This is a genomic window from Bosea sp. F3-2, from assembly GCF_008253865.1.
Classification (GTDB): Bacteria; Pseudomonadota; Alphaproteobacteria; order Rhizobiales; family Beijerinckiaceae; genus Allobosea.
The window spans coordinates 751,220-762,284 of sequence record NZ_CP042331.1 but is presented as its reverse complement, the minus strand read 5'-3'; the positions used below and the strand labels follow the sequence as shown (position 1 = coordinate 762,284).

The 11,065-nt window shown below is 65.7% G+C and carries 11 protein-coding genes; 6 read left to right on the top strand and 5 right to left on the bottom strand.

Annotation, left to right across the window (positions count from 1 at the left end):
* Positions 1 to 25 precede the first annotated feature (25 nt).
* Complete coding sequence (locus FQV39_RS03645) at positions 26 to 631, top strand: PopZ family protein (protein WP_472840620.1); 606 nt, start codon at positions 26 to 28, stop codon at positions 629 to 631.
* A gap of 53 nt (positions 632 to 684) precedes the next feature.
* Here the strand turns inward: FQV39_RS03645 and FQV39_RS03640 are convergent, their stop codons facing one another.
* Positions 685 to 978, bottom strand: coding sequence for a hypothetical protein (locus FQV39_RS03640; RefSeq protein ID WP_149129063.1), 294 nt, complete (start codon positions 976 to 978; stop codon positions 685 to 687).
* A 129-nt stretch (positions 979 to 1,107) separates the two neighbouring features.
* Complete coding sequence (locus FQV39_RS03635; protein ID WP_149129062.1) at positions 1,108 to 1,590, bottom strand: pyridoxamine 5'-phosphate oxidase family protein; 483 nt, start codon at positions 1,588 to 1,590, stop codon at positions 1,108 to 1,110.
* Positions 1,591 to 1,764: 174 nt separating this feature from the next.
* Here FQV39_RS03635 and dps point away from each other — a divergent pair, with 174 nt between their 5' ends.
* The 5 genes from dps (at position 1,765) to FQV39_RS03610 (ending at position 9,091) form a co-directional block, all read left to right on the top strand.
* On the top strand, positions 1,765 to 2,292 hold the full coding sequence (gene dps, locus FQV39_RS03630) for a DNA starvation/stationary phase protection protein Dps (RefSeq protein WP_149129061.1): 528 nt from the start codon (positions 1,765 to 1,767) through the stop codon (positions 2,290 to 2,292).
* Positions 2,293 to 2,438: 146 nt separating this feature from the next.
* The gene (locus FQV39_RS03625) at positions 2,439 to 5,258 is read left to right on the top strand and encodes a valine--tRNA ligase (protein ID WP_149129060.1); all 2,820 of its coding nucleotides are present in this window, start codon (positions 2,439 to 2,441) and stop codon (positions 5,256 to 5,258) included.
* A gap of 276 nt (positions 5,259 to 5,534) precedes the next feature.
* The gene (locus tag FQV39_RS03620) at positions 5,535 to 6,116 is read left to right on the top strand and encodes a YqaA family protein (protein ID WP_149129059.1); all 582 of its coding nucleotides are present in this window, start codon (positions 5,535 to 5,537) and stop codon (positions 6,114 to 6,116) included.
* 289 nt (positions 6,117 to 6,405) lie between these two features.
* Positions 6,406 to 8,136, top strand: a complete 1,731-nt coding sequence (gene ilvD / locus FQV39_RS03615; RefSeq protein WP_149129058.1) for a dihydroxy-acid dehydratase — start codon at positions 6,406 to 6,408, stop codon at positions 8,134 to 8,136.
* Positions 8,123 to 9,091: a tetratricopeptide repeat protein gene (locus tag FQV39_RS03610; RefSeq protein WP_149129057.1), complete on the top strand. Its 969-nt coding sequence runs from the start codon at positions 8,123 to 8,125 to the stop codon at positions 9,089 to 9,091. The genes ilvD and FQV39_RS03610 overlap by 14 nt, the downstream gene beginning before the upstream one ends.
* Positions 9,092 to 9,330: 239 nt before the next feature.
* Here FQV39_RS03610 and FQV39_RS03605 read toward each other — a convergent pair whose 3' ends face one another.
* The 3 genes from FQV39_RS03605 to FQV39_RS03595 all read right to left on the bottom strand — a co-directional run bounded on the left by FQV39_RS03605 (position 9,331) and on the right by FQV39_RS03595 (position 11,035).
* On the bottom strand, positions 9,331 to 9,621 hold the full coding sequence (locus tag FQV39_RS03605; RefSeq protein WP_149129056.1) for a putative quinol monooxygenase: 291 nt from the start codon (positions 9,619 to 9,621) through the stop codon (positions 9,331 to 9,333).
* Between the two features lie 40 nt (positions 9,622 to 9,661).
* Positions 9,662 to 10,441, bottom strand: coding sequence for an exodeoxyribonuclease III (gene xth, locus FQV39_RS03600; protein ID WP_149129055.1), 780 nt, complete (start codon positions 10,439 to 10,441; stop codon positions 9,662 to 9,664).
* Between the two features lie 132 nt (positions 10,442 to 10,573).
* Positions 10,574 to 11,035 (bottom strand): BA14K family protein, encoded by a 462-nt coding sequence (locus tag FQV39_RS03595; RefSeq protein WP_149129054.1) that lies wholly within the window; start codon positions 11,033 to 11,035, stop codon positions 10,574 to 10,576.
* Positions 11,036 to 11,065 lie beyond the last annotated feature (30 nt).

The following is an 11,065-nucleotide window of genomic DNA, read 5'->3' as shown; positions in this document are numbered from 1 at the left end:
AGCGTTGATTCCATCGGCGCGCCCGATGTCGAACGGTCAGGCCTTCATGAGCGCGCAAGCCAAGCCCAACGAACCGTCGATGGAGGAAATTCTCGCCTCCATTCGCCGGATCATTTCGGACGATGAGGCGAAGCCGGCGGAGGCTGCCGCCGCAGAGGCTCCGGAGCCTGAACCCGAGCCCGCTCCGGCCCCGGTAGCGGCCATAGACGATGACGTGCTGGATCTGGGAGCCGAAGCCGCACTGATCGCGGCTCCGACGCCTGCACCTGAACCGGCACCCGAGACCAGCGTGGTCGACGATTCTGACATCGCCTTTGTCGAGGAGCAGCCGGCTGTTGCCGCTGTCGCGCCGCCGCCTCCGCCCGAACCCGCTCCGGTCTTCGCCGCGCCGTCCGCCCCTGCCGTCGATATGGCGAGCCTGCTATCGGATCAGGCCAGCTCCGCCGTGACCAACGCTTTCGGCCAGCTCGCCAGCACGGTGCTCAGCAACAACGCCCGGACGTTGGAAGACCTCGTCAAGGACATGCTGAAGCCGATGCTCAAGACCTGGCTCGACGACAACCTTCCGACGATGGTCGAGCGTCTGGTCCGCGCCGAGATCGAACGCGTCGCGCGCGGCGGACGGAGCTGACGGCGCTCGGGGCCGTCACGCTGCTGCTGCCCGCCGGCATCGGCGATCTGCGATCAAGCCTTGGTTTGTTGCGAACTGTCCCGAGCACGGCGGACCGGCCGCGCTCTGCTGCGCCGGGCTATCGCCGGTACCGGACGGCGTTGGCGTGGTCGCGCCGGCCTGCTTTCGAAGGCGCCGGCTTCCCTGAGGCGTTCGAGCCCGTATCCGGCCACGGCGAGCAGGGTCGCGGGAGCACCAAGCCGCGACACCAGCATCGTCAGCCCCACCGCTATCGGGCGCGGATAGCGCCCCGAGGCGGCCTCGATGGCGAACCATGCCCCAAGGCCATGAACAAAGAGCTTCAGCATCTTCTTTCCCGTTTAAAGCATCGAGCCGAAAAGTGGATACCGGTTTTCGGCAAAAAACCATGCGACAACAAAGAGCTGCAGCGTCGGACCTAATTCCTGAATCAGGTCCGGCGCTGTAGCAGCAGAGCCTTAGAGGGTGACCTTGCGGTGCTCTCCGAGTTCGGGTTTCGAGCCGGTCAGAGCCGCGGCAGCCATCTTGACGCTGGTGACGATCTTGCCGGGGCTGTCCCAGAACTCGGCCATGGCGGGCCGCACGCGCATCACGCGGATGTTGGGATCGTTCTCATCGTCCCAGAACGCCTTGTTGCTCGGTTCCCACAGCGCCAGCACACGAGCGCGATCATCGACCACCATGGCCGTGCCGCTGATCGACAGATAGCGGTGTCTGCTCGGGTCGGAGAAGGCGAGACAGACATTGTCGTTGATCTGGATCTCCTCATCGGTGTGATGGCGGCGATCCGTCAGGAAGTAGATGGTGTCTTCCTCGCGCTTGCCATGGGCATGCATCGGGCGCGCCCGAAGCTCGTCGGCATTGCCGTCATGGGTCACGAGCATGGCGAATTTGATCGAGTCGACGAGATCCCAGACGCGATCCTGATCATTGCGGGACATGCCGGATTCTCCCTGTTGCAGCTGTCTTGGATGCAACGGATCGCTGCGTGGCAGGTTCCCTCGGGCGTTCAGGCCTGGCGAGGGAACAATGGCTCCACCCGCGCGTAAGAAGTGGCGCGACGCGCTGTTCTCGGCGCGCTTTCCTTTGTCGTTTTCCGCTCAGGGGGATTTGCCATGGCCAAGCCTGCCACGAAGACTGCGCCGAAGACCTCCGCATCCGCAAAGATCGTCAAATCGAGCAAGATCGATCTCGCTTCGAACACCAAGACGAAGGTCGTCGGGCTGCTCAACGAACGACTCGCTGACGGCATCGACCTGGCGCTGGTCACCAAGCAGGCGCACTGGAATCTGAAGGGGCCGGGCTTCATCGGCGTGCATCTGATGCTGGACGGTTTTCGCGACGAACTCGACGAGCATGTCGATACGGTCGCGGAGCGCATCGCCCAGCTCGGCGGGATCGCGCTCGGCACCACCCAGACGACGGCCAAGGCGACGTCGCTCAAGGCCTATCCAACCGAGATCGTCTCGGTTCAGGACCATCTCCATGCGCTGATCGAGCGCTATGCCGACGCCGGCAACAAGGTTCGCGAAGCAGTCGACGCCTGCGACGAGGCGGGCGACGTCGACTCCGCCGACATCCTGACGGCCTATTCGCGCGCGCTCGACAAGTCGCTCTGGTTCCTGCAGTCGAACCTGGGTTGAGCCGCCTCGGCGCAAGGCTGGCGGTCACCTGTCATCGAAAACGTTGACGGGCGCCCTACGCATGCGCTCTTAAGGCACGAGACCTTTTGGCCTGTGATCTTCCGGCCGGGGCAGGTTCCCCGGCCTTTCTGCGTTCGAGCGATGTGATGATGGACAAGACTTTCGAGCCGGCAGCCGTCGAGGCCCGGATCAGCAAGGCCTGGGACGAGGCTGAAGCCTTCAAGGCGGGCAGGGGTGCCGCGGCCGGCGCCGAGCCCTATTGCATCGTGATCCCGCCGCCGAACGTCACCGGCTCGCTGCATATGGGCCACGCCCTCAACAACACGCTGCAGGACGTGCTCTGCCGCTTCGAGCGCATGCGCGGCAAGGACGTGCTCTGGCAGCCCGGCACCGACCACGCCGGCATCGCGACGCAGATGGTCGTCGAGCGCAAGCTCGCCGCCGAGAACCGCACCGACCGCCGCTCGATGGGGCGCGAGGCCTTCCTGGCCGAGGTCTGGACGTGGAAGGAGGAGTCCGGCGGGACGATTTTCAATCAGCTCCGCCGTCTCGGCGCGTCCTGCGACTGGTCGCGCGAGCGCTTCACCATGGACGAGGGGCTGTCGGCCGCCGTCCTCAAGGTCTTCGTCGGCCTGCACAAGCAGGGGCTGATCTATCGTGCCAAGCGGCTGGTGAACTGGGACCCGAAATTCCAGACCGCGATCTCGGACCTCGAGGTCCTGCAGATCGAGAAGACCGGCTCGTTCAAATGGCAGCGCGGCGGCGAGGAAGCCTTCGACGCGGGCAAGCTCGACAAGGTGCTGAGTCGCGATCCGAACGGCCATCTCTACTATTTCAATTATCCGCTCGAAGGTGTGGCCTATGACCCGGACGACGCCTCGACCTTCATCACGGTCGCCACGACGCGCCCCGAGACGATGCTGGGCGATACCGGCGTCGCCGTTCACCCCGACAACGAAAAGATCGGCCATCTGATCGGCCGCAATGCGGTGCTGCCGCTGGTCGGCCGTATCATCCCGATCGTGCCCGACGACTATGCCGACCCGGAGAAGGGCACCGGTGCGGTCAAGATCACCCCGGCCCATGACTTCAACGACTTCGAAGTCGGCAAGCGCCACAAGCTCGACGTCGTCAACATCCTCGACAGCGAGGCGCGCATCCTGCTCGCCGGCAACGAGGATTTTCTGGCCGGCTCCAAGCCGGAAGCCGAGACGCTCGCGCTCGACGGCCTCGATCGCTTCGTCGCGCGCCGCCGCGTCGTCGAGATGATGGCCGAGCGCGGCCTGCTCGCGAAGATCGAGCCGCATGCCCACACCGTGCCGCATGGCGACCGCTCGGATGTCGTCATCGAGCCCTGGCTGACCGACCAGTGGTATGTCGACGTCAAGCCGCTCGCGCAGCGTTCGATCAAGGCGGTGCAGGACGGGCGCACCAGGTTCACGCCCGAGAACTGGACCAAGGTCTATTACGACTGGCTGGAGAACATCGAGCCCTGGTGCGTCTCGCGTCAGCTCTGGTGGGGCCATCAGATCCCGGCCTGGTACGGGCCCGACGGCGAGGTCTTCGTCGCCGAGTCGGAAGCCGAGGCGCAGACGCTGGCGATGGCGCATTACGGCGACACCGTCGCGCTCACGCGCGACGAGGACGTGCTCGACACCTGGTTCTCCTCGGCGCTCTGGCCGTTCTCGACGCTGGGCTGGCCGGAGGAGACGCCGGAGCTCAAGCACTATTACCCGACGGCGACGCTGGTCACCGCCTTCGACATCATCTTCTTCTGGGTCGCCCGCATGATGATGATGGGCCTCAACTTCATGGATGAGGTGCCGTTCAAGGACGTCTACATCCACGCCATCGTTCGCGACGAGAAGGGCGCGAAGATGTCGAAGTCGAAGGGCAACGTCATCGATCCGCTGACGCTCGTCGACAAATACGGCGCCGACGCACTGCGCTTCACGCTGGCCGCCATGGCCGCGCAGGGCCGCGACATCAAGCTCGCCACCTCGCGCGTCGAGGGCTACCGCAACTTCGCGACCAAGATCTGGAACGCTGCACGCTTCGCCGAGCTCAACGGGTGCGCGCGAGCGGAAGGCTTTGACCCCGTCGCCGTCAAGCAGCCGCTCAACCGCTGGATCCTCAGCGAGGCGGCGCAGGCGGCCGAGGAGGTCGCGGCCGGCATTCCGACCTTCAAGTTCAACGAGGCGGCGGGCGCGGCCTACCGCTTCGTCTGGAACCAGTTCTGCGACTGGTATCTGGAGCTCGCCAAGCCGGTGCTGCAGGGCGAGGGTGTCGATGCCGCGGCGAAGGTCGAGACGCAGGCGACGGTCGCTTACGTCATCGACCTGATCTGCCAGTTGCTCCACCCCTTCATGCCGTTCCTGACCGAGGAACTCTGGACGCAGAAGGCCGACGCCGGCGCGCCGCGGAAGCTGGCGGTGGGCGACGCCTCGCTGGTCTGCCTCACCCGCTGGCCCGATCTGTCGGCGCTCAAGGATGCGACGGCCGAGGCGGAGATCGGCTTCGTCGTCGATCTCATCTCCGACATCCGCTCGGTGCGCTCGGAGGTCAACGTCCCGGCCGGTACGCAGGCGCCGCTCGTCCTCGTCAACGCCTCCGCTGCGACGCGGGCGACGATCGAGAGCTGGCAACCGATGATCGAGCGGCTGGCGCGCGTCTCCGACATCGCCTTCGAGACGGCTGCTCCCGCGCAATCGGCGCAGATCATCGTGCGCGGCGAGGTGGCGGCACTGCCGTTGGCCGGCCTGATCGACCTCGACGCGGAGCGGACGCGCCTGACCAAGGAACTCGGCAAGCTCGACCAGGACATCGCGGTGGTCGAGAAGAAGCTCGGCAACCCCGATTTCATGGCCCGCGCGCCGGAGGAGATCGTCGAGGAGAACCGTGAACGCAAGGCTGCGGCGCAAGCCCGCAAGCTCAAGATCGCAGAGGCTCTGGCGCGGCTGTCGTGATGGGCGCTAAACGAGCCGTCATTGCGAGCGTAGCGAAGCAATCCAGGGAGACGTAGAGCTCTGCCGCTCCTGGATTGCTTCGTCGCTGACGCTCCTCGCAATGACGCCACCGCGGGTGGCGGGCTCCCGCGACGCAATCCGGTCACGCCTTTGTCGTCAAAATGACGTTGATCCAAGAGAGGACTGGCAATCTCTCGCGGACCCCGCTTAGATGCGCCTGACGCAAATCCGCCATGCAGAATGCGTGGCGGTACAAGGACCGGCTGTTCAGAACCCATGCTCAAGCGAGCTTATGACTGGTGCGTTTCATACGCCTCCCATCCCGCTGCCCCCTGGCTGCTCTTCGCCATCACCTTCGTTGAAAGCTCGGTCAGCCCGCTTCCGCCGATCCCGCTGCTGATTCCAATGTGCATCGCGCGGCCGGATCGTGCCTGGCTTTATGCCGGCATCTGCTCGCTCGGCGCCGTGCTCGGCGGCTATCTCGGCTATGCCATCGGGGCGCTGCTCTATGAATCGCTCGGCGCCTGGCTGATCGGCATCTACGGCCTGCAGGACAAGGCCGCGCACCTGATCGCTTCTTCGCAGGACTACTGGTTCTGGGTGCTCGTCACCAAGGGCCTGACGCCGATTCCGTTCAAGATCGTCACGATCATGTCGGGCTTCCTGCATTTCGATCTGTGGAAGTTCACCGTTGGCATGGTCGTCTCGCGCACGACCTTCTTCCTGATGATCGCGGTGGCCCTGCGCTTCTATGGCGATGACATCCGCATCTTCATCGAAAAGCATCTGCCGATGACGGCGCTCGCGCTCGTCGCCATCATCGTCGGCGGCTTCTTCGTCCTTCCCATGGTGCTGTGAGCGGCCGCTGCGTCAGCTGCCGCGCTCAACTTTGTGACATCGGCGCAACACGCCGGTGAGATCGGCGCCCAGCGCTATCTCGACTGCCGCGATCGCCGCGAAGCCGCCACAAACGACGCCCAGCAAAACAGGGCGTTAAGTCCCTGAGATATATTCAAATTGGAACTAACGCGTCGGCTCGGGAACGATTCCGGGCCGCGGGAGGGGTTTCGGGGGCGCCGATTGCTCCCGGCGGGCATGGCGTGGCACATCTTCGCGCCGTGCGGGTCGGGGGACGGGACGAGTGGCGATGGATACGCGTGTGTTCGACAAGTCGAGGTTGCCGAGCCGCCATGTGAGCGTTGGCCCGGCCAAGGCCCCGCACCGCTCCTATTATTATGCGATGGGCATGACCGCGAAGCAGATCGCGCAGCCCTTCGTCGGCGTCGCCTCCTGCTGGAATGAGGCCGCGCCCTGCAACATCTCACTGATGCGCCAGGCCCAGGCGGTGAAGAAGGGCGTGGCTTCGGCCAGCGGTACGCCGCGCGAATTCTGCACCATCACCGTCACCGACGGCATCGCCATGGGCCACCAGGGCATGAAGTCGTCGCTGGCCTCGCGCGAGGTCATCGCCGACTCGGTCGAGCTGACCATGCGCGGCCATTGCTATGACGCGCTCGTCGGCCTCGCCGGCTGCGACAAGTCACTGCCCGGCATGATGATGGCCATGGTCCGCCTCAACGTGCCGTCGATCTTCATCTATGGCGGCTCGATCCTGCCCGGCACCTTCAAGGGCCGTCCGGTCACGGTGCAGGACGTCTTCGAGGCCGTCGGCAAGCATTCGGTCGGCGCCATGTCCGACGAGGACCTGAAGGAACTCGAGGAGGTCGCGTGCCCCTCGGCGGGCTCCTGCGGCGCGCAGTTCACCGCCAACACCATGGCGACCGTCGCCGAGGCGATCGGCCTGGCGCTGCCCTATAGCTGCGGCGCGCCGGCGCCCTACGATATGCGCGACGCCTTCTGCTACACTGCCGGCGAGATGGTGATGGAGCTGATCGCGCGGAACATCCGCCCGCGCGACATCGTCACCCGCAAGGCGCTGGAGAACGCCGCGATGGTCGTTGCCGCTACCGGCGGCTCGACCAATGGCGCACTGCACCTGCCGGCGATCGCGCATGAATGCGGCATCGACTTCGATCTCTTCGAGGTCGCCGAGATCTTCAAGAAGACGCCCTATATCGCCGACCTGAAGCCGGGCGGGAAATACGTCGCCAAGGACATGTTCGAGGTCGGCGGCATCCCGCTGGTGATGAAGAGCCTGCTCGATGCCGGCTATCTCCATGGCGACTGCATGACCGTGACCGGCCGCACCATCGCCGAGAACATGGCCTCGGTGAAGTGGAACGACCAGCAGGACGTGGTCTACCGCGCCGACAAGCCGATCACCGTGACCGGCGGCGTCGTCGGCCTGCAGGGCAATCTCGCACCGGAAGGCGCGATCGTGAAGATCGCCGGCATGCCCGAGGACAAGCTGGTCTTTACTGGCCCGGCCCGCTGCTTCGACTGCGAGGAGGACGCTTTCAAGGCCGTCACTGAGCGCAGCTACAAGGAAGGCGACGTCCTCGTCATCCGCTATGAGGGCCCGAAGGGCGGCCCCGGCATGCGCGAGATGCTGGCGACGACCGCCGCCCTCTACGGCCAGGGCATGGGCGACAAGGTCGCGCTCATCACGGATGGCCGTTTCTCCGGAGCGACCCGCGGGTTCTGCGTCGGCCATGTCGGCCCGGAGGCCGCTGTCGGCGGCCCGATCGGCCTGATCCGCGACGGCGATATCATCGAATTGGACGCCATCACAGGAAAGCTCGCAGTCCGCCTTTCTGATGCCGAACTTGAAGAGCGTCGTAAGGGCTGGAAACCGAGGAAAACCGACTACAACTCCGGCGCGCTATGGAAATACGCGCAGACGGTTGGCTCCGCCAAGGGCGGCGCAGTCACCCATCCAGGAGGGGCGGCCGAAACCCATTGCTATGCGGATATCTAGCTCGACCATAGCATGCCTGTTCCTGTTCCTGGGCGGCCAGCAGGCCGCCTGGGCTCAGGACTTCGCAGGCGGAAAGCCGGTGCCGCCGCGCTCGATCCCGGGCGCCGCGCTGCCGGAGCCGGGCGATTCCGTGTCGGGCGCTCCCGGAGCTGCGGTCGTCGCTCCCGCCCCCAATACGCCGACGGCGCATACGGCGCTGCCGCTCGTGCCCTTCAGCAGCGCGCGCGATGCGTTGCGGGCCTGGATGCGCGATTCCTCGGCCGGCGATAAGGTCGGCGCCGTTCGCGCGCTCGAATATGCCGCCTCGCAGGGGCACCTCACCGCGCAGTACAAGCTAGGCCGGATGTATGCCGGAGGTGAGGGCGTTCCGACTAATGATCTCAAGGCTTTCGAGTATTTCTCGAAGATCGCGGACGAGAACGCCGACGCCATTCCGGGCACGGCCGAGGGCCGCATCGTCGGCAGTGCCTTCGTCGCGCTGGGCGGCTATTTCGCCGACGGCATCAAGGGCAGCTATGTGAAGCCCAATCCCGACCGGGCCTTCGACATGTTCCACTACGCCGCCTCGTATTTCGGCGACCCGGACGGCCAGTACAATCTCGGCCGTCTCTACATGACCGGGCAGGGCGCCAATCGCGACCCACGCCAGGCGGCGCGCTGGATGAAGCTCGCTGCCGAGAAGGGGCATGCGCCGGCGCGTGCCGCTTTCGGCGAGATGCTGCTGCGCGGCGGCGAGGGCGTGCCACGTCAGCCGGTGCTCGGCCTGATGTGGCTTGCCATGGCCCGCGAGGGTGCCGACCCGGCGCGCGAATCCTGGATCATCGAGCGTCACGCCGCCGCCTTCGCCGCGGCATCGGCTGCCGATCGCTCAGCGGCGCTGGCCCTTGTCGAGCGCCAGCAGATGGCGAGCTCGCGCAGCAGCAACAGCGGCAATAGCAACAGCGGCCAGAACTGAGCGGCTGCTTTCGACGGAAACGCGCCGTCATTCCGGACAAGCCGCCTTGGCGGCGCTGATCCGGAATCCATCTTAGGGCTCGAGCGCGTTACGATGGATTCCGGGTCAGGCCCGGAATCACGGTGTGTTTCCTTCGGCTTCATCGGGCCTTCGCGGCCCTTACGGGCGGAGCGCTCTGCACCAACGGAAATGCGCTTGCTCGACAGCAGCGCGACCGGCACGACGCCAGGAAACCTGCCCTATGCGCCGAATGAATCCATCAGGGTGATGATGCAGTCTTGCCTCTGGTGCCGGTTGATCAGGGGCACCAGCCGGGTGAAGTGCTCGCTCCGGCAATGGCCGTCCAGCGCCGCCCGATCCGGCCACTCCTCGATGAAGATGAAGTGCCCCGGATCCTTCTGGTCGACAAAAAGATCGTAGGAGATGCAGAGCGGCTCCTGGCGGGTCTTCTCAACGAGCTCTCGGTAGAGCGGCCTGACGAGCCCGAGGGCTTTGAGCTTCATGAAGTCCTGAGCAATAACCTTCAGCATAGGCGCCTCCGCAATCATCCGCAGGATCGCTGCACACAGCTCAGTTCAGCTCCACCATCACCGGCACATGATCCGACGGCTTGTCCCAGCCGCGGACATGCTTGGCGATCCTCACGCCCGCGAGCCTGTCGGCCGCCTGTGGCGAGAGCAGCAGATGGTCGATGCGGATGCCGTTGTTCCGCTGCCAGGCGCCGGCCTGATAATCCCAGAAGGTGTAGAGCCCACCCGTATCGGTCGCGCTGCGCACGGCCTCTGTCAGCCCGAGATTGATCAGGCCACGGAAGGCGGCACGTGTCTGCGGCAGGAAGAGCGCGTCGCTGACCCAGGCCGCCGGGTCACGGGCGTCGCGCGGCTCGGGGATGACGTTGTAGTCGCCGGCCAGCACCAGCGGCTCCTCCTGCTCCAGCAGCATGCGGGCATGGGCCGTCAGCCGCTGCATCCAGCCGAGCTTGTAGGGGTACTTCTCCGTGTTGGGCGGGTTGCCGTTCGGCAGATAGATCGAGGCCAGCCGCACCACACCGTCGCCGAACGGCAGAACGCCTTCGAGATAACGCGCCTGCTCGTCGCCATCATCGCCGGGCAGACCGCGCCGGACATCCTCCAGGCGGGAGCGGCTGAGAATCGCGACGCCGTTAAAGGTCTTCTGGCCGTGAGTCTCGACCTGCCAGCCGGCCGCCTCGATCTCGGCGCGCGGGAAATCGGCGTCGAGGCACTTGATCTCCTGCAGGCAGAGCGCGTCCGGCTCGGCCTCCTTCAGGAAATCGAGCAAATGGCCGAGACGCTGGCGGACCGAATTGACGTTCCAGGTGGCGATACGCACGAGAGGCTCCGAGTTAGGCAGGGGCAGGATAAGCGGGATCGCTGCCGTCATGGCAAGCCGCTTTCGCCGCAAACGAAAACTCCCCGCATTGCTGCGGGGAGCGATCATCAGCGACCGGATTGTCGGCTGCTGTCAGGGGCAGGCGCGGACGACGCCGCCCTTGCCGACATAGGTGCCGGTTTCCGGGTTGTAGCTCCTGAAGCGGCGCGAGCAATAGGCCACGGCATCGGTGTCCTCGATGCTGTAGCCATAGGCGCGCGGAGCGGCGTAGACCGGCGGCGCGACATAGACCGGCGCCGGCTCGGGATAGACGTAAACCGGGGGCGGCGGCGGAGCGGCGAGCGCACCAGCCGCCAGCGCTCCGCCAATGACACCGGCCGCGATGCCGGCACCGACCGCCGGGCCCCTGTTGTAGCGGTAATATCCGGGGCCGTAGTAGCCATAGGGACGCCACTGCACGGTCTGGAGCAGGGTCGAACCCGCCTTGGCCGATGCAACGGCTGCTGAGGCGGGAGCCAGCGGCGCTGCCCAAGCGGGGGCGGCAAGGGCGGCGCAGCCAGCGAGAGCCGCGGCGACGACAAGCGTCCTGATCATGACGAAACTCCTCTGCTGTCCTGTGCGAGT

Excerpts from the sequence above, each read along its gene's own strand:
- FQV39_RS03645 (WP_472840620.1), top strand. The coding sequence starts at position 26 with ATGTCGAACGGTCAGGCCTTCATGAGCGCGCAAGCCAAGCCCAACGAA.
- FQV39_RS03640 (WP_149129063.1), bottom strand. The coding sequence starts at position 978 with ATGCTGAAGCTCTTTGTTCATGGCCTTGGGGCATGGTTCGCCATCGAG.
- FQV39_RS03635 (WP_149129062.1), bottom strand. The coding sequence starts at position 1,590 with ATGTCCCGCAATGATCAGGATCGCGTCTGGGATCTCGTCGACTCGATC.
- dps (WP_149129061.1), top strand. The coding sequence starts at position 1,765 with ATGGCCAAGCCTGCCACGAAGACTGCGCCGAAGACCTCCGCATCCGCA.
- FQV39_RS03625 (WP_149129060.1), top strand. The coding sequence starts at position 2,439 with ATGATGGACAAGACTTTCGAGCCGGCAGCCGTCGAGGCCCGGATCAGC.
- FQV39_RS03620 (WP_149129059.1), top strand. The coding sequence starts at position 5,535 with ATGCTCAAGCGAGCTTATGACTGGTGCGTTTCATACGCCTCCCATCCC.
- ilvD (WP_149129058.1), top strand. The coding sequence starts at position 6,406 with ATGGATACGCGTGTGTTCGACAAGTCGAGGTTGCCGAGCCGCCATGTG.
- FQV39_RS03610 (WP_149129057.1), top strand. The coding sequence starts at position 8,123 with ATGCGGATATCTAGCTCGACCATAGCATGCCTGTTCCTGTTCCTGGGC.
- FQV39_RS03605 (WP_149129056.1), bottom strand. The coding sequence starts at position 9,621 with ATGCTGAAGGTTATTGCTCAGGACTTCATGAAGCTCAAAGCCCTCGGG.
- FQV39_RS03595 (WP_149129054.1), bottom strand. The coding sequence starts at position 11,035 with ATGATCAGGACGCTTGTCGTCGCCGCGGCTCTCGCTGGCTGCGCCGCC.